Source organism: Methanobrevibacter smithii ATCC 35061, from assembly GCF_000016525.1.
GTDB lineage: Archaea > Methanobacteriota > Methanobacteria > Methanobacteriales > Methanobacteriaceae > Methanocatella > Methanocatella smithii.
This window is the reverse complement of record NC_009515.1, coordinates 1769525-1794524: the sequence shown is the minus strand read 5'-3', so window position 1 is coordinate 1794524 and position 25000 is coordinate 1769525. Positions and strand designations below refer to the sequence as shown.

Genomic DNA, 25000 nt, shown 5'->3' with positions numbered 1-25000 from the left:
TTACAAGTTGAAACAAAGTAAACCATCCCTATCCAATAACCTTAGACTACCCAATGCAAAATTGGACAAAAAACATATAAGTTTGTAAAATTTTACAGACTCTTTTTATCTAAAAATTTAAATTAAGATAAAATATAATATTAACCATGCCACTTTATCAAATTGATGCCAATAATCTAAAACCTATTAAGAAAACTGAGTTTAAATACGAAAGAGACCTTCAAAAGTTAACTGAAAATAATATGGAAGAAGTATTTAACCTAAAATTTGTAGCTAGTGAATTTCAACTGGATAACTTAAGAATTGATACACTAGCTTTCAATGAAGAAACTAACTCATTTGTAATTATTGAATATAAAAAAAGTAAAAATTACAGTGTTATTGACCAGGGTTACAGTTATCTATCACTACTTTTAAATAATAAAGCTGAATTTGTCCTAAAATACAATCAGAAATTCAATACTAATTATGGAAAAGAAGATATTGATTTTACACAATCTAAAATAATGTTTATAGCACCAAACTACACCACATACCAATTAAAATCAATAGAATTTAATGATTTGGCTTTTGAATTATGGAAGGTAACCAAATATTCAAATAATACAGTATTATATGATAAATTAAATATTTCTGAGAATAAAGCATCAATTAAAGAAGTTAAAACAACGAATAAAAAAGAAGATGTTAATAAAGAAATTATTAAATACACTGAAGAAATGTGTTTTAATAATAAACCTGATAATATAAAAGAATTATACGAAAACTTAAAAGAAAGAATCTTAAATGAATTTGAAGATATTGAAATTGTTACAACTAAATTATATATTGTATTTAAAACCAGTAATAAAATTATAATTTCAATTGAAGCATTTAAAGGACAATTAAAAGGTTGGATTAATTTAAAAAATACTAAACTCATAGATCCATTTAACAAAACCCGAGATGTTTCCAATATTGGCCACCATGGTATTGGTGATTATGAAATGAAAATAGCTAATGATGAAGATATTGATTACTTTATAAGCTTATTTAAGCAAGCATACAAAGAGAAATTATGAAATTTACTTAAATAAACAAATTCTTCTCAAATATGCATTTTAATATACTCAATTAATTTCCACAATTCCATATCTCCATGATTTTCATCTGCAAGTTCCTCAACAAGCCATAGAGCTTCCGCATATTCTCCGGCAAAAGCTAGTGCCTGTGCTTTCAACATTTTTAAATCGTAATCATCAGGATTATTTTCCAGTGCAATATCTGCTGCTTCAATGACACTACCATATTCTCCAAGATCCATTAAAACAACTGATTTTATCAATAAGATTTCAGAATTTAAATAATCCCCGTCAATACTTAATGCTTCATTACAACATTTCAATGCTGAGTTTAAATCTCCCAAATTAAAATAGCAGTCTGCTTTAAAATAAAGTGCATCTTTTGATTTATGATCAATAAACAAAACTTTATCAAAGCATTCTAAAGCCTCTTTAAAATTATTTGACAATTTTAAAGCAAGACCTTTGTTTAACCATGCATTCAAATATTTGGGATTAAAACCAATAGCCAAATCAAAACAGATAATTGCTTCAGTATATGATTTTTTAAACATTAAGCACTCACCTTTTGAATACAGCGCCATATCATCAGCAGGATTAATTTCCAATGAATTGTTAAAACACTCCAGAGCATCATCAAATAAATCATATTCCATTAAAATTTTACCTACATGAAACCAGATAAAAGGGTTTTCATCATCCACACTTAGGGATCTGTTGTAACACTCCATTGCTTCAACATACTTTTCAAAATGATTTAAACAGCATCCTTTTAAAGCCCAGAGATGGGTGTTTTCATTATCTTTTTTTAAAAGCTCATCACATAATTTCATAGCTTTTTCATATTCATAATCATTCATAAATTTAGAAATGATTTGTAAACTTTCAACATTCATATATAACACTGCAACAATTTGTTAATAATCTTTTTAGAATTCACTTTATAAAAATCAACTGGAAATAGTTGGTTATGATAAAAACTCATTTAAGCCTTGTTTTAGTAGATGGTTTTTTGCGATTCATCTTTCCAAGATTATCATAATAATGAAAAAGAGTCACAATCCTTATTTTAATAGATGGTTTTCTGCAATGTTAAAGCTAATCAACTTTTTATTAATAAACATATAAATTTTTTTAATTGATTTTAAGGACCGATAATAACTTTTCAGCAATTCAGAAATTAATTAAAACATTATATAATCCATTAATTCTAACACGTTAATAACAATTATGTATCTTTATTGTATATAAATATTACTAAAATTATTTAAAAAAAGTTATATATCAAAAATTGAATAATCACCATAAGGAGTTAAAAAGATGATTTGTAATAACTGCGGATGTGAACTTGCAGATAATGCAACTTTCTGTTCCAAATGCGGAAAGAAAATAAAAAACAAAAACATATACATTGCACTGGTACTGACATTTATACTGACAGGACTTGGTTCAATCTATGCAGGAAATACCAAAAAAGGATTAACATTACTGATACTCAGAGTACTTTTTGCTGCTTTGGCATTTTTTTCAAATATATTTGGCATTTTATCCGTTTTGGTTTGGGTTTACGGATTTTATGAAGTATATAACGATGTTCAAATTGCCAACAGAAATTCCAGTCCGAATCCGATTAATGATTTTAAAAACTGGAATCAGCAAAATAAGATAATAGCTATTTTAATAATATGTGCAATTTTAATCCTAACCCTCAACAGTCTCATCAGCTTTTCATCAACAGACAGCTATCCTTCAGATGATTCAGACACATCCAACTATGTAAGCTACAGCTATGAGAGCCCTTCATCACATTACAGAGGAGTGGATACATCACCCGATACACTTGCCAAAAATGATCCAGACTGGTATTATGACCACTATGAATACGGAGACAATCCTGATATTGATGATTATCTGGAATCAGAAGGTTATGATTAAAATTATAATCAGTTATTCATTTATTGTTGAATTTTAAGTAGGAGTACATTTTTAGAAACATACTTCCTACAAAGACCTGCCATAACTTTAATAATTTTGGTGCAGATTATTAAATCAGGTCTATGTTATAATATTGTGTTTAATTAGTATTTAAATATTGTTATTAAAAAGTATAAAAATAACAAGCATGAATGAAAAAACCTGGTAAAAATATTAGCAGCTGCTGCAATTATCTTGGGGATTGTATTTATATCAGTTATTTGCATAGATACTCATGAAAGCACCGGCTTCAGTGTAAAATCATCAGACACTCTTAAAGACGGTGATGCATACAGTGTAGAGTTATGTGACTCCAAAGGAAATCCGATAGCTAATCAGAACATTTCCATTTCATTTGGATCAAATTCCTTTAACCTTACAACTGATGAAAATGGAATAGCTGTCCTGAAAACCAGCAATGTTCCTGCAGGAGAGTATGGCATTAAAATCAGGTATGAAATAAACATTCACCATAAAAATACTTCAGCTGCTCATCATACTTTTATCCTGAAAACCGGAGAAACCCAAAGTTTAGATGAAATTCTTCAAAGAAAAAAATACAGAATTGTTGAATACAATTATATGGGAGACATGGAATCTGCACTGGTTGAAGATTCAAATGGTAAAAAATGGATAATGGGCGGAGACGGGTTTACATCTGTTTAAAAAAAGGAGTTTACCATCCCATTTCTCCAATCATACTGACAACATTTTTACCCTCATCAGTCAGACGATACAGACGACCTTTGTGGGCGTCTTCATTAATGCAGACTATTAGGTTGTGTTCTTTTAAATCTGTCAGTACATTGCTGACATGTTTTATTCCTACTCCTGATTCTTCACTGATTTTTGTTGGTATTTTGACATCGTTTTTTAAGGTTTCCAGTACTTTTCGCCTGTAGCTAGAAATTGCAACATAGCTACATTTTTTCAATAATTCATCATTGCTATTCACAGTTACCACATTTTTTCAAAGTTGCTTTTTAAAAATAAGACCTAATTTTTAATAATCTGCACCTTGCTTTATATTTTATATTAGCATGTAATATATACTTTGTGGTAATATTGTCTTATAAGATATGATAAATTGTCCATGTTTTAGATATTATTTATATAAAAACAACTAAAAATTCATTTGAAAATTGCTGATATGATAAACAAATTTAAGCTTTATCTAAAAAATGTAAAATTAAACAAAACAATACTATTTTTGCAGACAACTATATAATAATTAGAATATTACAAGAATATCTCTATATTAACACAATATATTCTATTAATTTTAACACAATTGTACAATTCCCGAAGCTGTTCAAAAAAAGCCAGTAATACTTTGACAAAACCCGAAGAATATTTTGAAGAAATTAGAAAATGAAACAAATTTTAAATAAGCAAATTAAAAATGAATATAAATGCTAAAAATAAATTACAATTTGAATATACAGCCTAAAAAAACCGAAAGAAACTGAACTTAAATATAAAAACTTATAAAGCATTATTTAAAAAAGATAATAATATGTCTAAGTTAGATGCTTTTTTTAAATTTAAAGAAAATAATACAGACGTGAAAACTGAAATCATTGCAGGTATTACAATTTTTCTGGCTATGGCTTACATATTAATTGTAAACCCTGCAATGTTAAGTGAAACTGGAATGGACATACAAGGAGTATTTATTGCAACTGCACTTTCAGCTGCAATAGCTACAATATTGATGGGATATATAGCAAACTACCCATATGCACTGGCTGCAGGAATGGGTCTTAACGCATTTTTCACATATACCGTAGTACTTACTATGGGATACAGCTGGGAATATGCACTTTTAGCTATCTTTGTCTCAGGTATAATCTTTCTGGTTATCTCACTTACTTCCCTACGTGAAAAATTATTCTATTCAATTCCTGACTCTTTAAGATTCGGTATATCAATAGGTATAGGTTTATTTATCCTTGCATTAGGTTTAAGCAACCTCGGAATCCTGTCATACTCTTCACAGGTAATAAATATCGGAGATGCAAACTGGGCCACACAGCTAATAGGACTTGGAAGCGCTTCAACTATTTTTACTCTCGGAAACCTTTTGGCATTAATCTGTTTTGTCATCATAATGGTTTTAATGAAGAAAAATGTAAAAGGAAACATTCTAATCGGAATTATTGCAACATACATTATCGGAGTTGTTTTAGAACTGGCAGGATGTCCTGTTTTACCTGACCAGTCATTAATACCAACAGCTATAATCAACAGCAATCTGGGCGGATCACTTGGTAATGTTGCATTTAAATTCGGAGAAGCTAGCGGAGTATTTACCGGAGTAAGAGCATTTATTGACTTTATAATCATTGCCGTCACATTTCTGGTAATCTCTTTATTTGATACAATGGGAACCTTAACTGCACTTACAACAAAAGTTGACGGATATGATGAAAACGGCAAACTGCCAAGACTTAAAAAGGTTTTAAGTGTAGATGCACTCGGACCTATTATAGGGTCCGTTTTAGGTACTTCACCTGTAGTTACATACATTGAAAGTTCTACAGGTATTATGGAAGGAGGAAGAACCGGTCTTACAGCTATTGTAGTTGGTATTTTATTCCTGCTTGCAATTCCGTTTGCACCGATATTTACAATCATCCCAACCTTTGCAGTAGCTCCTGCACTTGTTGTTGTAGGTATCTTAATGTGCGGACTGTACAAAAACCTTGATACAGGCAATCTTTCTGATCTGATTCCTGCACTTGCTGCCATTATTGTAACTCCACTTACCCAAAGTATTACAACAGGTATTATTGCAGGTGTATTTGCATTTGTTATTGTTAAAGTCTTATTCGGTAAAGCAAAAGAAATATCCAAAGCAATGTGGATTTTATTTGCACTTTTATTCATTTATATGGTTTTAGAGTTCATAATGTAAGAACTCTAACTTTTTTTTATTTTTTGTCAAAATTTTTTTATTAATTAAATTGCAAAATCAGCTAATTAAATGATAAGTTATTAAAAAATTAGCTTATTTAATTAAAGACATTGCAAATATTTTAAAGCAACTGTTGAAAATAAGATAATTCCTATTGCAAATACATATATTTAAAATAAATTATATAACAAAAAAAGAAAAAAAGGTTTTATTTAAAAAACCTTATTGAATTTTAATTGTATTTCCGGTTTCAAATCCATTGTATATTGAAGTAATGATGTATTCCCCTTTCATTAGCCTAATGTTTAAGGATGCAATACCCTCATCATTTGTAACTTTATTATAGAACACACCATTTACATTAAATGTAACAATCTGATTAGCTAATGGATTTCCCTGACCGTCTACAACTCTTGCATTGAATGCTGAACCATCAAGATACTTCATTTTTAAATCGCTAGTTTGTAATGTCGGCAGAACAGTAACATTGTTTCCTACATCATACTGACCATACATAGTAGTAATTACATATTTTCCAGGTCTTAAATTAATAGCTAAACTGGCTATACCATTTGCATCAGTTTCTTTGTAGTAAAATACACCGTTGATGTTGAATGTTACAATAGTTCCTTCAACAGGATATCCCTGACTGTCTAAGATTTTAACTGAGAATTTTGAAGCATTTTTATAGTATTTAACCAGGTCATAATTTTCAACAATTTTAGACAATACAGTGACATTATTGCCTGCCTGTTCACCAGTAACCAAATTAAATATTGTAATAATATATTTTCCAGGCCTTAGCCAGATATTTAATTTAGCAGTACCATTTTCATCAGTGGTTTTATTGTAGAATACACCATTTATATTAAACATAACAGTTGTATTGGCTAACGGATTTCCCTTGAAATCCAGAACAGTTGCATAGAACTGTGTACCGTTTCTGTAGTATTTAACTATATCCTTACTGATAAGTGTTGATAAAATAGATACTGTATTGTTTGAACGGGTTCCGAAGTATTTGGAATTTCCGCCAAATGTGGTAACAACAGTATAATTTTTACTCTCCAAATTAAGGCCTAAAGAAGCAGTACCATTTTCATCGCTTTGTTTAACATAGTTTCTGCCGTTTATTGAAATGGTTACATTCATATTAGCTAACGGATTGCCGTAAATATCTCTCAGGACAACTGCAAATCTTGTGCCGTCTTTATAATACATTACAACATTTTCTGCTTCTAAAACTGTTTTGATGGAGTTTATTTCAACATTTTCAGATACATTAACTGTCTGGTAGTTATCTTTTGTGAAAACTGCACTGATTGTATAATTTCCATAAGTTAAGTTTTTAAATATTAATGAACCTGTTCCATTAGTGTAAGATAATGTGTAAGGTGTATTATTTACAAGAACTGTTAAATTTCCATCAAGTTTTTCAGACAAGTTAACATTTACTGTTATGTCTCTGTAATCTTTATCTATAGTTACATTCATGGTGATTTCTTTTTTAGCTACTGTAAAATCAGCAGTGCCATCAGCAGTATTATATTTTTCACTGCCCAAATAAGATACATCAATATGATATTCTCCGGCATCCAACATTTCAGGTATTTCAAATACAGCCAAAGCGTTGACAACATTAACAATATATTTTTTGCCGCTGATTGTTAAAACAACATCACCTGTTACATTAACACCAGCTACTGAAGTTACATTAATACTGACAATAGGGTTTTCACCATAAACAATATCGCCAATATAAGCAGTTAAATTAACATCGGTTTTGGTAACGCTGACGGTTTTTTGAACGAAAGATCCGTTATACAATCCGTTATTTTTATAGTTAGCTGAAATTACATAATCTCCAACTTCATCAAAGTATACATTAATCTTTGCAACACCGTCAACTACACCAGCTGTATAATTAGTTCCGTTAATGCTGAAAATAACTTCACCGATTTTAGCCATTTTGCCTTTACCGTCAGTTACAGTAGCTATAATTTCACTGAACTCCTGAACTTTAGGAGCAATGTTATTTAAAGTAACTGTTGTATTCTGCATATCAGCAACAGTAAATGCTTTAAGACAGGCTACCTGAGAATTATATGTGTGGCTATAAGCTGAAGCTGAGTAATCATATAAATCTGTCCATTTTTTACCGTCATTACTGAAGTATGATACACCTGGAGCATAATAACATCTGGTTGTTGAAAGTTGTTCTGAAATAGGAACAGCAGCATATCCGTTTTGAGGATTTGCAAGTTTTACAACAATTTTGAAGATATCCCCAACAGCTACAGGAACATATTCTTTTAATGGAATAGTATAATACCCGCTTCCTTCATGTCTGCCGTTTTGGGTAAGCTGCAATACATCATTTACATAAATAGAAATTTCGTAATCAACAGTTGTATTGAAGAATGTTGATACAGCAGCAATTGCCTCATTACCTGTTGCATTATAAATATTCTTATACCATACAGTTTTTTTACCGGTTATTAAGTAATCAGTCATTCCTGCAACATCGTACTGATAGTTTTTGGTGTATCTTACAGTATCATTTAAAATGTAGGTAAATGCCTGATTATCTTTATTTACAGCAAATAAAACTCTATCATAGTAAGAAATGTAGAAGTAACCATTATCTCCCCAGGAACTTCCCCAGCTGTTTTTAACTATAAATGCACCATCACCTGCAGGAGCAGTATAGAAATTATTTTTTGAATAATCGTCATCCCAGCCAACTACAGTAATTGCATGGTTTCCATTACCTGTGTATGGATCATAATAAGCATTAGTTTTAGAATTAAGATAACCTGCTGAGTGATAATATGAAGCATATAATCCGCCGTATTTTAAAATAGCTTCTTTTATAGCATCATTATCAGTGTAACTTGTACGTGCAGGCAAAACATAAATGTTTTGAATATGCATTTCACTGTCTAAAAGCGGAGATAAAGTTCCCTTATCATCAAATGGATCCAAAGTAGCATTAACCGGACCTAACCAGCTAGCCAAATAACCCATCGGCATTCCGTTATATCCACCCTCGTTAGTTTCCATTTTCCAGCCGTAGGCAGAATACATTTCAATTAAATTTTTCATGTTTTCCACAGAAAAATTAAATGTTTTATTGCTTGCTTTTAAAACACAGGTTTCAAGTGAAGCAAGTGCTGCAAATGCCCAGCAGTTACCTGAATCCTGCTGATTTTTAACATCAGTTACAAAACCATTTTCAGCTAAATTATATCTTGCAGGCAATGTACCATTAAATAATGATTTGTAAACAAATAATGAGTAATTATTGGTGCTTGATACAATAGGACTGAAATTAGACTGATTTAACATGTTGGCATTGTAACTGGCTTTATTGTCAGTAAATGTAACTCCATCAACTGTAAGTTTAGGATTTGCATTGGAAAATATTGCTCCTCCAAATCCTGTTGCTGCATTTGATGCAAATTCAGAGTTTTTAATTTCAAAAGAAGTACAGTTATCGCTAAATAATGCGCCTCCGTTTAAAGCAGCATTTTTAGTAAAGTTGGACTTTATAACAGTTCCTGAACCATACATTTTATATACTGCTCCACCTTCATATCTTGCAAGATTATTTGTAAAATTAGAATAAGAAATTAAAATTTCAGAATTTAAACTACAGATAGCTCCTGCAAAGTTTGCAGAACAATTATTAAAAGTACTGTCTCTAACTTCCAGATCAGTAGAAAATGCATAAATAGCTCCTCCTGCATCATCTACAGAACGGCAGTTTTCAAAAACAGTGCCGACAACAGAAATTTTAGAATCCTTATCAGAAGCTATAGCTCCGCCAAACCAATGTGCAGAGTTATTAATAAACTTACAATTTGAAAGAGATAATTCCCCGTAAGGCAGATAAATGGCTCCCCCATACATCGCACTGTTATTTAGAAATGTACAATTATACAATGTATTTTTAGGCACATTAGTCACATAACCGTAATAATCAGTACTGACATAATTGTAGATAGCTCCTCCGTATGCATTATCATATCCGTAAGAAGTATCATCAACAGCTACACCGTTTTTAAATATTACATTAGTTGCACTAACAGTACCCAAATTCTTAACAGTTGCATGATCCAATGTTAAATCTTTTAAAGTTAAAGTATAGCCATCTCCAACATTAAAAGCAATACCATTAAACTTAATGATAGTATTTTGAGCACTCTGACCCATGAAAGTCATGGAAGAATATATTCCTTTTTTAGAATCCAGCTCATAAGTACCGTCTGCGAAATGGGCAGTACAGCCTGAAGTTAATCTGTTATACTGCAGGTACTTGTATGGACTGGATTGTGTTCCTCTCCCGTCACTTTCAGCAGATGCATTGAAATATATATCATTAGAACCTGTAAGAACGTTAGTATCTTCACCATGACTGTAAATAACTCCACCGTCATCAACAGCAGAAATTTCAATCTGTTCATCACTGCTAATGACTGTCTGGTTATCAACAGCATCACTAGCAAAAGCAGATGGAACAATCATTAATAATAACAAAAATACCGAAAAAAGTACAATTGACTTATTAACACATTTGACCACTTTTTGTTCCTCCAAAATTTAATTTTATAATATCGTATAAATATATATGGAATATAATTTTATACAATAATACATTAGATTTACTAATATAAATACACATATAACATTTATTTCGAAAATAAAGGCAATATACAAAAATTATCATATAATTACATAAGTACCATCATAAATAAAATAGCGATGTAAACTATATTTCAATTAAGCATATTTTAATAAATCTAATTATAAATTTATTTATAAACAAAAATATTTAAATTTATATCATAAAAGAAACTAAAATTAAAATAACTAATTATAAGGAATTATTTTATTATGCTATCTATCAATCAATGTTATTTGGATTTTGTTAAAAAAATCTTAAACCAGGGAAAGGAAACATATAAAGACAGCAACCACCATTTAAAAGAAAGTTTAGGTAATTTTTACGTAATTGATGATCCGTTAAACTTGAAATTTGTGGCAAAATACCAGCATATGACTACTGATATGATGCTAAACGAAATCAAATCAGGAAAGTACGATATTGAAGGCTGTCCTATTAAAAGTGATGCACTCTATGAATATGTTAAGTCATTTGAAAACAGTGACGATCAGGGTTTTGTATACACTTATCCAAACCGAATATTGGCTCATTTTGATGTTGACCAGTTTGAAGTGATGAAAAAAAGAATGTTGCATGCAATTGGAAGTAACCGTGCAGTAGCTGTTACATATGACCCTAAATTGGATCAGGACCGTGAAGACATTCCATGTTTACAGTTCCTGCAATGTATTGTCCGTAACAATGAATTAACAATCCACTGCTTATTCAGGTCCAACGACATCTTTGGAGCTTTCTATTCAAATATGTTTTTTATAACATATATCGGAATTAAAATGAAAGAAGAGCTTAATAAAGAGTTATTAGGTGAAAAAGTAAACTTCGGAGGAATCCATTACCACTCCACCAGCGGCCATATCTACAGCAATGATATGAAAGCTGCTAAAAAATTAATAGCTATTAACAAATAGCTAAATTTTAACTTTTTTTTAAATTTAAATCCTTTTTACAATAAAAAAAAGAAGAAAAAAGTCCAGATTTTAAAAATCTAGAGATAATTATCTGCCTTTTTTTCAAAGTATGCTTTTGGATGAGCGCAGACAGGACATTTTTCAGGTGCTTCTTTTCCTTTGAAAATATGTCCGCAGTTTCCGCAAATCCAGATAATTTCTTCTTCTTTTACAAATACGCTGCCTTCCTCAACTTTTTTGAGTAAAACATCGTAACGTTCGTTGTGTTCTTTTTCAATAGCTCCTACTGCATCAAATAAGTAAGCTATTTCATCAAATCCTTCTTCTCTAGCTTCTTTTGCAAAAGTCGGATACATACTTGTCCATTCATGATTTTCACCTTCTGCCGCATCTTTAAGATTGGATGCTGTATCCTGAATACTGCCTCCATGCAATAGTTTAAACCAGATTTTAGCATGTTCCTTTTCATTGTGTGAAGTTTCTGAAAAAATATTGGAAATCTGAACATAGCCATCTTTTTTTGCCTGACTTGCATAGTATTCATATTTAGTATGTGCCTGTGACTCTCCTGCAAAAGCTGCTTTCAAGTTTGCCTCAGTTTTTGTTCCTTTTAATTCTACCATATAAAAAACCTCTTAATTAAAAATAAACATTAATAATAAATAAATTTTTCGAAAAATTTTAAAAACAAATATCAATAACAAATTATATACATATTAATACAGATTCAATTTATAATAGAGGTGAAAACAAAATGAGCAAATATTGTCCGAAATGTGGAAATGAACTGCCTGATGATGCACAATTTTGTAATGAATGCGGATATTCTGTTTTAGTTGACAATAATCATACAGATGAAGAAACTCCCAAAGAAGTTATGAAAACTGAAGAAGCTGAAACTCCTAAAAAAGATGCAGATGAAATATTATTTAATGAAGCTCCAGATAAAACTAAATCAAATAATGATATGGATTCTAAAATATTTAGCGACAAAGCTTCATTTAACCTTCCTAAAAACAAAATATTAATTCCTGTTGCAGTTATAGTTATTATAATTATAGGACTGGCTATTTTCAGCAGCAATATATTTTACAATCCCGACAGCATCTCAATAACCATTACTGATATTTCAGCAACCGGTGAGGAAAGCGATTATTATTACAATGTAAATGCTATATTTAGCAATCTTCCGTCAAATACCCAGGGTTACCTTCTGAAAACAACATATTATGACAGTAATGGAAATGCATTAGCTTCTACAACTGAAGGGTTAAATACTGTAGACAACAGCGAATACGGTTCCTGTTTTGCATTTTACAACAGTCCCAAATATTTAGCAATAGATCATGTCAAAGTTGAAATCATACATGACGGCAATGCCATAAAAGAAGCTACAGGTGATTTTGACCGAAACAAAGCAGATTTCTCAAATGACAACAACACCACACAGTCTTAATAGAAATCTTTTAATTTACTTTTTTATAAAATTGTTCTACTTTTTTTAAACATATGTTTAAATTTTATCCTATAAAATTAAATAAGACACATAATCCGCCACTGATGAAAATAAATCAGTACAATCCCTTTTAATAAAAATCAATAAGCAAATTTTATATAATACAAAAAGCATATTATAAATCGTGATAAATATACTTCGTTATATTTATGTTAAGAGGCGAGTATTTATTAACAACGATATGAGTGGAAAAGTAACAATAATAACTGGTGGAGGAAAAGGAATTGGATTTGGTATAGCTACAGCATTTGCAAAAGCAGGGTCAAACCTTGCAATTACAGGTAGAACTGAATCCACACTTTTAAAAGCAAAAGAAGAACTTGAAGACAAATATGATGTAAAAGTATTGCCTATTGTAGCTGACGGCGGATATGAAGACCAGGTAAAAGATGCAATCAAACAGATTACTGATGAATATGGAAGAATTGACGTATTAATAAACAATGCACAAGCTTCCAAATCCGGATTAAAACTTGTAGAACATACAAAAGAAGACTTTGATTTAGCAATTAACTCCGGATTATATGCAGTGTTTAATTTTATGAAATATGCTTATCCATATCTTAAAGAAAGCAAAGGTTCTGTAATCAACTTTGCATCTGGTGCAGGATTGTTTGGAAGAGACGGACAGTCATCATATGCTGCTGCAAAAGAAGGAATCAGAGGTATGTCAAGAGTAGCTGCAACAGAATGGGGTTGCGACGGAATCAACATCAATGTTGTATGTCCTCTTGTAATGACTGCCCAATTAGAACAGTGGAGGGAAGAATATCCTGAAATTTATGAAAAAACAATACAAGGCATACCATTACAAAGATTTGGTGATGCTGAAAAAGATATTGGTGGAACCTGCTTATTTTTAGCATCTGAAGCTGCAAGCTATATCTCCGGAGAAACAATAACTCTCCAAGGCGGATCCGGTTTAAGACCATAAAGAAAAGATTCATTTCTTTTCTTTTAAAACTTTTTTTCTACATTAAAATTTTACTCCAGATATGTAACATAAACCATACATTTATATATGATGTAAACTTAATTTTACATAAGTAACATATATTTTACATAGTTGCTGCAAATACTGGAGGAAAAAAATGATACTTGACATATACAATGACAGCATTAAATACTCAATTAAAAACTCAAAATCATTACTTTACTTTGGACTAACATTATTTTCAACTTTTATCATATGGATGGCATATATTTTAATATTAATCCATTATCAGGATGCTAATTTAAATTTAAAATTCGCCAGTTTAATTGTACCTTCATTACTAACATTAATACCAATATTTTTATTTTTAGGATATGAATACAGAATACTGGAAATCTCAACACATGGAATGATTAACGGAACAGATAAAGTGCCTGAATTTAATAACCTGAAAGAAATGCTAATAAACGGAGTAAAAATATTTCTTGTTAAATTCGTATACTTTGCAGTCCCCATAATAATACTGGCTGTTACCACTACCCCATTTTTAGACAACATCTCCGGAGGAATAATCCAAACTGCCGGAGCAACAATATCCCTGATATTGGCAATCATATTATATTTTGTAAGTTTCATAAGCCTATCAAATATGGCTGCTCATGACAACTTCAAAAAAGCATTTGACTTTAAAGAAATAAAAGAAGTAATCATGACAATAGGCCCTGCAAGATATGTTTTATTCTATATCGGACTGCTGATAATAGAATGTGTAATTGCATTTGTGCTGTTTGCAATCACCATGATAGCTATGATGATTATTGGAACTTCAGGAATAAATACACTTACATCACCGGAACCTCTCTGGTGGGCAATGTTTTTCCTTACAAACCTCATATTTTCATTGATAATTGCATTAGCCGAATTATTTAAAACCCGCGGAATCGGTCTGATTTATGAACCAGTTGAAGAATAAAAAAAAGTGTTATCCTACTTGGATAACATTTAATTAATATTTACATTTTGGGTATGAATCGGGTCACCATTAACCTCATTATATACTTCAATTACTGCTTTTGTAGGCATTTCATTTCCATAATAAAATGCATCAACTGAATATTTTCCAGGATGAACATTACTTCCGGTATATGCATATGATTCATATAATGTTAAATTATTGGAATTATAAAAACGAACTTTAACTTCCAAGTAATCAAAATCCTTATCAACATTTAATGTTCCTGTCAAATCACCGGAGGTAACACCATAATCATTAGATATAGCAACACTCAAACCACTGAAAGATACAGAATCTGAAGCAGCCATACTATCTAAAACACCTAACCCTGCACTGGCAAGCAAAAACAAAACAATTATGACAATAGTTAAAACAGGAATTAAAAAAAGCTTTTTGTCTGGTGTAACTTCCTCTTTAGTTTGTACATATTCAGCAATAGCTAAAACACCAGCAACAATAAATATGACACAACCAATCACGCCATAATAGCCAATAGCTATAAAAAGACCAAGACCAAGAATTATATATTGAATTGCAGCTATTCTAATATCCATTTTAGAAATATAAACTCCCAAAAGACCTAAAATAGCTATAATTATTGCTAAAGATCCGTAAAATACAAAATCCGGAACCAGACCAGATAAACTAAAAACATTTAACCCTTCAATTATGCCAATAATTACAGCTACAATAGCTACAATTGTAGAAACTGTTTTTAAATTTATAGTAATCTCCATAAAAAATCACCACATCACATACTATTTATATACAACATATGTAATATAGCTTTTTAATAATAGAGTTATTCTGCATCCATTTCAACAAAAATGTTTCTTCCTGCTTCCTGAAGATATTCACTAACATCCTCATCAAATTCACCAACATAGGTTAATTCGTAAGGACTGACATTTGTATCTTCATAAACGATGACAAATGCATTCCATTGCTGATAATAGTATAATTTATTCTTTAAAATAGTTGTAGTTAATGGACAGCCATCATCATTAGCCTGACTTGGCAATTTAGTGAAGTACTCCTGATTGCGATGCTGTTTGAAAGTAACTTCAAAAGGGCACATATCAGCTATCTGATTTACTAAATCACAGTCCACCATATCTGCATGATACTCATTATCATTAATGGTTATTTTAAATTTCATTTACTTCACCTTATTATATATTATGTTTTAAACAATATTTAATACTATCTTTAAAAAAAGTATTTAAAGCGAAGTTAACTATAAAAAAGAGTGAAAAATTGTGAAATCAATCACAGTAAAATTAACTGTTTTTTCCAAATTCAAAAGCCTGATTTAAAGCATTTTCATTATGGTTAATTTCACCTTCACTTTCAGCATTCAAACCAAAAACAATGCCTTTTTCAGATTCAACACCAATGCAATTTAAAAATCCTCTCAATTCACAAACTGCAGGTTCCAATGATTTTTGATTATCACTAGCTGCGGAAAATAAGAAATAATAATCCTTATCATTTAACTGCCTGGCTTTTGGAGTTAATCTGTCAATCATTGTTTTCATTTGTCCGCTAATTGTATTAAAATAAATAGGACTTGCAAATACAATAACATCTGCATCTACCATATCTTCCAAAATCCCTGACATATCATCATGAATAACACATTCTCCAGAAGATACACAGCCTAAACAGCCTTTACAATAATTAATAAATCTCATTGGAAATGAAATTTTTTTAACTTCATTTCCTGCATCTTCTGATCCTTTTTTAAATTCTTTAGCTAATATATCACTATTTCCACTTACACGTGGACTGCCGTGCAATATAACTACTTTCTTACTCATCTTTTTCACCATACATACTGTCTATTGTATCTTCCTTTTTATCTTTGCTGATTTCTTCATATTCATCTAAAACATCACTTTCCTCACTGATGTTTTCAGCTTTCGGAATTTCTTTAATATCTTCCTGAGTTTTACTGATTTTATAAGCATCAGAATATAATAATCCTACTGAATATGAATTAAATAATTTCATAAATGTCATCATGAAAAATGCAGCTAGAATAACTCCAACATATGGAATCATCATAATTCCCATTGAAATCATGAAAAATACCATATTTAAAACACATAATACAATAAACCATCCAACAGTTTTAAACCAGCCGATTTTTCCGATATCATTAAAAACTTCAAAGAAGTCCAATCCGTCAGAAAAACTGTTATTAGCTGCCATTCTTGCAACTCCCAAATTAGTAAAAATTGACTGAATAACTGTTACAACAACTGTTACTAAAAGAATAATCAAAAAAGCAAACATGAAGCTGGAAAGCAAATCTGGAGGAATATCTGTATTTCCATATTGAATATAAGGAGAGATATCAGTAAATATTTTTAATATCCCGCTTCCAAGAATTGTAATAAAAATAATAATTCCAGGAACAATCCCATAAACAATACTTAAAGCAAGATATTTAAAAAAGTTTGAAATATCCCTGCCTACTTTAAAATCAGGAATCTTTTCTTCAAGATTTATCCCACATTCAATTACAGAAACAGAAAATCCCATAAGATATACGAAAAATATAGAGCTAATCAAAACAGATATAACAATTACGCCAGGATTATTCCCTGCAAATGAAGAACAAACTGAATACAAAACAGAAAAAACACTCAAAACTCCAATCATTGCAAACTTGTTATAGTCACATAAAGGATATGCAAATGATTTTTTAATATTTTCTCCCAAATCCATATTAAACAACCTCTAAAAATAAAAATATTCTATGTAACTATTTAACAGTAAAGCTATATTAAATTTTAGATTAAAAAAAGAAATGGTTTATATATTTGAATATAATAAACCAACACATCTGTAATAAAACAGATAGAAATAGGACATAACAATAAATGAAGCAATAATAGAACCTGCAACTGGAATAATCACTGAAATTCCAGCTCCGACAAGAGTTATGATAAAGCCAACAATCATCAGTAAAATTAACCATCCGATGCTTTTAGCTATTCCTATTTTCTTTAAATCTTTAAAAACTTTAGAAATATTTACTGCCTCAAAAATATCATCATATTTAGATAATCTGGCCATTCCAATACTGGAAAACAACATGAAAATTACAAAAAGCACAATTGCTGTAACAACTGTAATTGACATGGAAGTTAAAAATGAATTTGAAATTGAATAGATGCCAGTTTCATAATATGATTTTATTATTCCTGCCAAAGACTGTAAAAATCCGGAAAAATAAGCTGTAATATATACAAGAATTAATGGAACTATAAAGTAGCAAAACTGAATTACAAATAATTTTAAACCATTGACAAAGCCTGTTTTAAAATCAAAATCAGGCAGATCATCACACTTCCTAAAAGCATAGTTTACAACATCTAACCCATAGCCTAAAATTAAAATAATTGCAACAAATGAAACAACATTTAAAATTATCTGTAAAACTGAACTGTTAGCTATTGAAACATTAAGAGTAGCTAAAACAACAACAATACCGAATATTGCAAATTTTTTAATATCACTAACCGGATATTTAAATGAATCACTAAAAATCTCACTTATATTCATCTAAAACACTCTCAATGAAATAATATTGATAATTAACTATTTAAAATTAATCGTAAAAAAAAGAAAAAAAATTGGTTTTATTCAATAGCTGAATATAATAAACCAACTGATCTGTATGCAATAAATAAATTATATGTTGAAATTAAAAATGCTGAAATTAAAATACCGACAGATGGAATTGATGAAATAAATGTTTCAATAAAGGTAAGAATAGCTACAATGACAAATAATAAAATCATCCAACCAATAACTTTACCTATACCAATCCTTTTTAAATCACGAGCTGCTTCAGGAATATCAGCACCTTCAGACAAACTGTTATACTTGGCAAGTCTGCAAATTCCCATATAAAATAATAATGAGAAAATAACAAGCAATATTATACCTATAATAATAGTTATTGCTGCAGAACTTACTAAAGACATCATTAAATCTTCAGAAACCATATTTACAAAATTAGAACCATATTGGGAAGCATAAGTTGCAACTTCAATATACTGATTAAAGAAACCAGTTGCAAAAGCTACAATAAGAGTTATTATTATCGGAATAATGTAGTATACAATAAGCATTACTATCATTTTTAACCCGTCAATAATATTTTCCCGCAAATCCAAATCAGGAATTTCATCAGATTTTACAAGAGCCTTTTTTACAACACTTACACTATATCCTGAGGTTATAATAGATGCTACAGCAGCAACAATACCTAAAACAGAAGAAATTATTGCATTTCCAATTTCTAAAGAACCTAATGAAGATACAACCATTACAATACCAATTATGCAAAATTTGGTCATATCGGAAAATGGATATTTTAAAGAATCATTGAAAATCTCAGTTAAACTCATTTTAAAGTCCTCCTTTTTAAATTAATTTAAATAAAAATCACTCAAACTGTGAGTTAATATTTATTTATTGAAAAATAAGTATTTAAACATATTGTATAAAATATTCGGGAAAACTTAAAAAAAGCCTCAAACAAACCAGAAAAAATAAAAAAAGAAGAAAAGTTATCTGATAAAAGATAATTAAATTTAGTTGTCTACACCAAAGGATTTTTTAAGTAAATCCACGTTTACATATCCTTCCTTGTAGATTTTACCAGTAGTTAAATCATTAATAACTACTTCTGCAGGAGCAAACATTCCTTTATCGATTTTGTAGAAGTCAAATTCAGCTTCTTTAAATACATCGAAGAATGGTTTACCATATCCGTCAGCTGCAGAGGAAGGTAATTTAGCTGCAACATCAGCTATATCATCATTTTCATCAGATTCAACATAGTAGTAAGTTCTTCCACCAAATAAAACTGCATCGTTAGTTTTACCCATAGCTTTAAGTCCGTCCGGGTCAATTGGTGCAATAGGAGCAATACCTGCAGCATGTTTTACTTTAGTTACATCAAATTTAATAGCTTCCAACATTTTGTAGGTTCCGTTTTCAACAACTCTTCCGGAAATTTGGATAGAACCAACAAGAGAAGAGGTAGGAGCTACAAGTAAGTAAACATCTTTAACATCTACATTACATTCATCAGCAATGTATTGTGCAACATCTTCACCAGGCAATACATCAGCTTCTAAAGTTAAAATAGCTAAATCAGCTTCTGTGTCTTCATAACCAATTTCTTCATAGGTTTCAGCCGGTTTTTTACAGATTGCTCTAGCAGGACCAGAACCAAGTGCAAAGAAATCTCCTACAGATACAGACCATCCTGCTTTTTGAGATCCTAATGTAGAAATAGCTGGAGAATCAGTTTTAATTTTTACTGAAGGAAGAGCGAATTTTTCAGATAAATCACCAGGAATAGAAATTCCAACATCAGCAAGACCACCAAGACAAACTTTAGTGTAAAGTTCACCTGCTTTAAAACTTCCATCAACATTTACACCACAATCAATGATTGTAGCACCATTTGACAATTGACTAACAGCAATGTTTAATTCATCTTGTTTTTCAATCATTACATCTACGGTTTTTTTAGCTTCTAAGTTTACACTTACCATTATTTAACCTCATAATTTACTAAAATAAAATATATTTTTATTACTATTAATATTTACCTAAATGAATCTTAGATTCATCATATCTGCTTTCAGGTTCTTTATTTTCTTTAGGATAACCAATAGCTATTACTGAAAATGGAATAATATGTTCTGGAATATTAAAATACTGCCTTAAACTATTTACTCTATCTTCAATCGGGTAAAATCCTAACCATACTGCACCCAGACCCTCAGCAACTGCCTGAAGCAGTATGTTTTGTGTACAGGCAGACAGATCCTGCTGAATCATAGGCATAACAACATTATCCCTTTTCGTATTTCCCAAAACAATAATCAGTTTTTGAGCATTTTCAGCTGGTCTTGCATATCTGCTCATTTTAGAAACAGCTTTTAAATCCTTTTTATCAGATACCACAATGAATTCCCATGGCTGGGAGTTGAAAGCTGAAGGAGCCTGCATTCCTGCCCTGATTAAATTTTTTATTTTATCTGTACTAACTTTCTCATCAGTAAAACTTCTAACGCTCTTTCTTTTAAATATCATGTTCACTGTATCACCTTACTCATTAATTCACCCATTTCATCATTTTTAAAAGGATAATTTTTACTGTCCATCAGCATATGAATCTGATCTGCATAATTTATAGTAATATCCTCATCAGCCAGTATATAATCTCCACCTCTGGTAATTGAAACTACAATACATCCTTTAGGAAAAGGAATATCCTTAATTGGCTTACCTGTATACTTCCAGCCAGAAGGAACAACATATTCCGATAAAATATGCTTTGAATGGTCTTTTATAAAATCATGATTATTTTTAGCCAGTAATCTTTCAAATAAAGACTCATAAATCGGACGGTTATTCAGCAGCATAGGAACAGCATATGCAATAATAGCTACAATCAGCATAGCTACCAGAGATTCTGTTGATCCGCACATTTCAGAAAGCAAAACAACCCCTGTAATCGGAGACCTTACGGTAGCTGCAAAAAATCCGGCCATTGAAATAACAATAAACTTGTATATCAAATAACTTTCAAGACCAAAAATAGGAATTACAACAGAACCAAAAATAGCTCCAATAAATGCTCCTAAAACCAGTAGAGGCAAAAATATTCCTCCAGGAGTTCCTGCTGAAAAAGACACCACTGAAAAGAGATATTTGGCTACAAGTAAAAATATCAAAATACCTAATGGCGGAATAGCTACATCAAGCATATCCAGCATGAAATGTCCTCCGTCAAGAATTTCAGGAATAAATAGTGCTACAACACCAGATATTAAAAATACACATATGAATTTAATTTCAAGTGGAATATTAGACATTTTAGCCAATCTGTCATTTGCCCTAATCATTCCAACATTGTAAACATAACCTAAAATACCTAAAAGCAGTCCTAAAACAATCAAAAGCCAGTAAGATGACAGCGGAAGATTATGTAATGGGAAATTCAGAACTGTTGCCTGTCCAAAAAATGATTTGGATATAAAATCAGCAACAACTGATGCAGTCAATGCTATAAAAATTAGTGTTTTATCAAAACTATGATTGATTTCTTCAATTATAAAAATCACTCCAGCTAACGGAGCATTAAAAGCCGCTGTAATACCTACAGTTGAACCGGCTAAAATAAGTCTCAGTTCATCTGTTCTTGATTCCTTAAAAATTCTGGAGATTCCCTTTCCGGCCATTCCTCCTATTTGAACAGAAGGACCTTCAGGACCTAAAGACAGACCACCCAGTGCAGTTAAGACTCCGGCACTAATCTTAGCTGTTAAAATTTTCAACCAGTTAGTGTTTAAAAAACCTTTAACCTCTGCATTGATTTGCGGAATACCACTGCCAATACTATCAGGTTCCCATTTTACTAAAAAAGCTGTAAATAATCCTAAAATAGCTAATATGATAAACCATGCTATAATTAAAAAGATATTTCCGTTGATGAATTCCAAAAAATTTCTTAAAATACTTTCTGATGAGTATAAAAGAAATCTATATAAACAAACCATTATTCCGGCAAAAATACCTACAAATATTCCCTGAACAGCCAGTTTGAAAATATGTTTCGGATTATCTACAACTGACCTTAATGTCTTTTGAAGCATTTTCATAGTATAATACTTTATACCTAATAATATTTAAAAAATTAGTTAGATGACCGCCATGTGTTTCCACATTTTGCACATCTGATAAAATTTGTTGGAGCTTCATCTGCAGACCTTGTTTGTACTGTCCACCAGTAACCTTTAGTTCCGCCACATTTATAACATGTAATTGTTGTAGTAGGCAATGCTACATTCTTATTATCAGTAACTATTACTTCTGCTTTAGGATTTGTTTCTCCCTTAACTTCATACTGGTCTTTAACTTCATCAGATAAAGATCTTTCATATCCGCACTTGCATTTTAATTTTTTATTCATAGGAAGTAATATAGCTCCACATTCAGGACAAAATTCCATTACTTAATCACCTTATCTTATTTTATTTAATTGATTGAGTATTTATAATTTATTATGTTTATGCTACTGACAGAATAAGAAGAAAATATTGCTTAATTTTTATGTAAAAATGTTAAAGAAATACTGATAAATTAAAATTTTAAAAAAAAGAAGTTAAATGTAGAAGGATTAGCCCTCTACCATAATCAGCTTCCCTGACGATGGATCTTTATAAACTTTTCCCAGCTCAGTGAAACCTTGTCCAGAACTTTGAGATGTGTCTGGAGTATCATTTAATTCTTGACCTTGTGTAACTTCTGAAACCTGTTTCATAGATTCCATAACTGCCTGCTTTTGATCTTGGCTCATGTCGGAAAAAATAACGCTTTGCATATTCCAACTAATTACAACAAATATTAAAAAACCTAATGCAAGAACCAGCATTGCATCAACAAGGTTTGTTGTACCTGCCATAGGATCTATGTCATCATCAGAAGATTTTCTCCTTCTTTGTTTTCTTCTAACCATAAAATCACTGTTTATTCATGAAAAAAAGAACTGCATCAGATAACGCATCTAAATCAGAAAGATATTGGTCATACCAACCTCTTCTAATTTTAGAAATAAAATAACATAAAGCACCGGAACCGATACCCACAACAGTAGTATCGAATGCAATAGTTAATGCATCTGCAAGGGTATTTACATCTCCAGCACCTAATGCTGCAAGACCCGGACCTAATGGAATTAAAGTACCCATTAATCCTAATGTTGGTCCGACACGGGTAATAATATCTGTATTTCTTAAACTTTTATCAATTTTTTCTTCTTCATGTTCTACTAATTTACGAGCTAAAGCTTCTCTAGAATCACTATCTAGTGCTTCTGATTTTGCAATCTCAGTTAAAACTTTCTTTTGAGATTTTGGAATATCGGAACCAGATATAACATTCATCAAATCATCAACAGAAGCTGCTGTATTAATTTTAAATATTAAATCCCTTATCTTTCCGACACCTACTTTTTTCATTGATGTGTATTCAGATATGAATCCACCTAAAGCAATAACAGAAACAACAGCAATTATTAATAATAAAACCATTACAGGAATTGTTAAACTTTGAGATATAACATTTAAAGCTCCGCTTAAATATTCTGTACCAGGTATTGAACTCATTTAATATCACCTAAATATTTATTTTAATAAATTATCACTTCTTTTATATAAAACTACACCTACAATCACTAAAGCAACTAAAGCAACTAAAATTAAAATTAAAGATTGAGAATCAATCATAGTTACTCCGCCAAATTGCCCCTGCATTGCTTGGGCAATACTTGGTATTACAATAGCTGACAGCAAGAAATAAGCACCTAAAAATAACATGAAATTTCCCAATACAATAGGATAAGGCTTATCTATAAATTTAATGATAGTATTGGATACAAAATAGGTTACAATCATAACAACTAACAATGCTGCTGCAACATATTTACTTAAACCCATAAATGAAAAACCTACAGTAGGTGCTACAATTAAAACAGAAGCAATAATCGCTCCAAAACAACATGGACAAGGAGCAACAACCGCTAAACAGGTAGCAGTAGTTGTATTTTTATCATGAACTTTCCATTCTCTTATAGTAAACAATCCCGCGATAATCATGATAGATGCCATAATTATATAAAAAACAGTATTATAACTATAAATAGCTTCAGTAATCTGTTCAGCAAAGAATGATGCAACATATGTACATAATAAAACACCACCGCCATAACCGACACAGATACATGCAAATAATTTTTTTGACAAGTTAGCAAGACCAGACGCCAAACCAATTTTTATTCCAAATATGATTACGGCAGCCAGTACACCAAATTGCCACATTACACTCATCATATCCATATTTATTTCCTCAATATAATCAATAATACATTAATTACGTATTTACCATTTCTACT

Annotated in this window: 25 protein-coding genes; 8 read left to right on the top strand and 17 right to left on the bottom strand. The window is 30.8% G+C overall.

The genetic code is table 11. From position 1 onward, the window contains the following. The first annotated feature begins 146 nt into the window (after nt 1-146). A complete protein-coding gene (locus MSM_RS08705) occupies nt 147-1061 on the top strand; it encodes a DUF5655 domain-containing protein (RefSeq protein ID WP_011954739.1) in 915 nt (304 codons plus the stop codon). 26 nt (nt 1062-1087) lie between these two features. Here the strand turns inward: MSM_RS08705 and MSM_RS08700 are convergent, their stop codons facing one another. Next, entirely contained in the window at nt 1088-1957 is an 870-nt protein-coding gene (locus MSM_RS08700; RefSeq protein ID WP_011954738.1) for a tetratricopeptide repeat protein, read from the bottom strand. 424 nt (nt 1958-2381) lie between these two features. On the opposite strand from MSM_RS08700, the gene MSM_RS08695 reads away from it, so the two are divergent. Then, the gene (locus MSM_RS08695) at nt 2382-2996 is read left to right on the top strand and encodes a zinc ribbon domain-containing protein (RefSeq protein WP_011954737.1); all 615 of its coding nucleotides are present in this window, start codon (nt 2382-2384) and stop codon (nt 2994-2996) included. Nucleotides 2997-3230: 234 nt separating this feature from the next. Beyond that, the gene (locus MSM_RS08690) at nt 3231-3701 is read left to right on the top strand and encodes an Ig-like domain-containing protein (RefSeq protein ID WP_011954736.1); all 471 of its coding nucleotides are present in this window, start codon (nt 3231-3233) and stop codon (nt 3699-3701) included. Nucleotides 3702-3711: 10 nt separating this feature from the next. Here the strand turns inward: MSM_RS08690 and MSM_RS08685 are convergent, their stop codons facing one another. Next, nucleotides 3712-3990, bottom strand: a complete 279-nt coding sequence (locus MSM_RS08685; RefSeq protein ID WP_011954735.1) for a winged helix-turn-helix domain-containing protein — start codon at nt 3988-3990, stop codon at nt 3712-3714. Nucleotides 3991-4551: 561 nt separating this feature from the next. Between MSM_RS08685 and MSM_RS08680 the strand changes: the two genes are divergently transcribed. Beyond that, complete coding sequence (locus tag MSM_RS08680) at nt 4552-5952, top strand: NCS2 family permease (RefSeq protein WP_011954734.1); 1401 nt, start codon at nt 4552-4554, stop codon at nt 5950-5952. A gap of 222 nt (nt 5953-6174) precedes the next feature. On the opposite strand, the gene MSM_RS08675 is transcribed toward MSM_RS08680, so the two are convergent. Beyond that, complete coding sequence (locus tag MSM_RS08675) at nt 6175-10536, bottom strand: lectin like domain-containing protein (RefSeq protein ID WP_048058650.1); 4362 nt, start codon at nt 10534-10536, stop codon at nt 6175-6177. Between the two features lie 312 nt (nt 10537-10848). Between MSM_RS08675 and MSM_RS08670 the strand changes: the two genes are divergently transcribed. Beyond that, nucleotides 10849-11547, top strand: a complete 699-nt coding sequence (locus MSM_RS08670) for a thymidylate synthase (RefSeq protein WP_011954732.1) — start codon at nt 10849-10851, stop codon at nt 11545-11547. A gap of 77 nt (nt 11548-11624) precedes the next feature. Here MSM_RS08670 and rbr read toward each other — a convergent pair whose 3' ends face one another. Continuing rightward, the gene (gene rbr, locus MSM_RS08665; RefSeq protein WP_004033725.1) at nt 11625-12170 is read right to left on the bottom strand and encodes a rubrerythrin; all 546 of its coding nucleotides are present in this window, start codon (nt 12168-12170) and stop codon (nt 11625-11627) included. A gap of 131 nt (nt 12171-12301) precedes the next feature. Between rbr and MSM_RS08660 the strand changes: the two genes are divergently transcribed. The 3 genes from MSM_RS08660 to MSM_RS08650 all read left to right on the top strand — a co-directional run bounded on the left by MSM_RS08660 (nt 12302) and on the right by MSM_RS08650 (nt 14970). Next, entirely contained in the window at nt 12302-13003 is a 702-nt protein-coding gene (locus tag MSM_RS08660; protein WP_011954731.1) for a zinc ribbon domain-containing protein, read from the top strand. Nucleotides 13004-13232: 229 nt separating this feature from the next. Beyond that, nucleotides 13233-13997: an SDR family NAD(P)-dependent oxidoreductase gene (locus MSM_RS08655; RefSeq protein ID WP_004033717.1), complete on the top strand. Its 765-nt coding sequence runs from the start codon at nt 13233-13235 to the stop codon at nt 13995-13997. A gap of 157 nt (nt 13998-14154) precedes the next feature. Next, entirely contained in the window at nt 14155-14970 is an 816-nt protein-coding gene (locus MSM_RS08650; RefSeq protein ID WP_011954729.1) for a DUF4013 domain-containing protein, read from the top strand. Nucleotides 14971-14999: 29 nt separating this feature from the next. On the opposite strand, the gene MSM_RS08645 is transcribed toward MSM_RS08650, so the two are convergent. From MSM_RS08645 to MSM_RS08585, 13 genes are all read right to left on the bottom strand, one after another. Beyond that, on the bottom strand, nt 15000-15749 hold the full coding sequence (locus MSM_RS08645) for an NfeD family protein (RefSeq protein WP_011954728.1): 750 nt from the start codon (nt 15747-15749) through the stop codon (nt 15000-15002). Nucleotides 15750-15814: 65 nt separating this feature from the next. Next, nucleotides 15815-16171 carry a cyclophilin-like fold protein gene (locus tag MSM_RS08640; protein ID WP_011954727.1) on the bottom strand — a complete coding sequence of 119 codons (357 nt, stop codon included), beginning with the start codon at nt 16169-16171 and terminating at the stop codon, nt 15815-15817. Nucleotides 16172-16292: 121 nt separating this feature from the next. Continuing rightward, complete coding sequence (locus tag MSM_RS08635) at nt 16293-16832, bottom strand: flavodoxin family protein (RefSeq protein WP_011954726.1); 540 nt, start codon at nt 16830-16832, stop codon at nt 16293-16295. Further along, entirely contained in the window at nt 16825-17745 is a 921-nt protein-coding gene (locus MSM_RS08630) for a DUF4013 domain-containing protein (protein ID WP_011954725.1), read from the bottom strand. Before MSM_RS08630 ends, MSM_RS08635 begins: the two co-directional genes overlap by 8 nt. 87 nt (nt 17746-17832) lie before the next feature. Further along, entirely contained in the window at nt 17833-18585 is a 753-nt protein-coding gene (locus tag MSM_RS08625; RefSeq protein WP_011954724.1) for a DUF4013 domain-containing protein, read from the bottom strand. Between the two features lie 77 nt (nt 18586-18662). Then, on the bottom strand, nt 18663-19436 hold the full coding sequence (locus tag MSM_RS08620) for a DUF4013 domain-containing protein (protein ID WP_011954723.1): 774 nt from the start codon (nt 19434-19436) through the stop codon (nt 18663-18665). Between the two features lie 186 nt (nt 19437-19622). Next, nucleotides 19623-20594 carry a methenyltetrahydromethanopterin cyclohydrolase gene (gene mch, locus MSM_RS08615; protein WP_004035167.1) on the bottom strand — a complete coding sequence of 324 codons (972 nt, stop codon included), beginning with the start codon at nt 20592-20594 and terminating at the stop codon, nt 19623-19625. Nucleotides 20595-20640: 46 nt separating this feature from the next. Then, nucleotides 20641-21138, bottom strand: a complete 498-nt coding sequence (locus MSM_RS08610; protein WP_011954722.1) for a nitroreductase family protein — start codon at nt 21136-21138, stop codon at nt 20641-20643. A 2-nt stretch (nt 21139-21140) separates the two neighbouring features. Continuing rightward, nucleotides 21141-22709, bottom strand: a complete 1569-nt coding sequence (locus MSM_RS08605; RefSeq protein WP_011954721.1) for a ClC family H(+)/Cl(-) exchange transporter — start codon at nt 22707-22709, stop codon at nt 21141-21143. A 35-nt stretch (nt 22710-22744) separates the two neighbouring features. Next, nucleotides 22745-23059: a transcription factor S gene (locus MSM_RS08600; RefSeq protein ID WP_011954720.1), complete on the bottom strand. Its 315-nt coding sequence runs from the start codon at nt 23057-23059 to the stop codon at nt 22745-22747. A 168-nt stretch (nt 23060-23227) separates the two neighbouring features. After that, nucleotides 23228-23566, bottom strand: coding sequence for a DUF2149 domain-containing protein (locus tag MSM_RS08595; RefSeq protein WP_004035170.1), 339 nt, complete (start codon nt 23564-23566; stop codon nt 23228-23230). A 4-nt stretch (nt 23567-23570) separates the two neighbouring features. Then, nucleotides 23571-24215, bottom strand: coding sequence for a MotA/TolQ/ExbB proton channel family protein (locus tag MSM_RS08590; RefSeq protein ID WP_004033688.1), 645 nt, complete (start codon nt 24213-24215; stop codon nt 23571-23573). 18 nt (nt 24216-24233) lie between these two features. Then, the gene (locus MSM_RS08585; RefSeq protein WP_004033686.1) at nt 24234-24944 is read right to left on the bottom strand and encodes a DUF2162 domain-containing protein; all 711 of its coding nucleotides are present in this window, start codon (nt 24942-24944) and stop codon (nt 24234-24236) included. Nucleotides 24945-25000 lie beyond the last annotated feature (56 nt).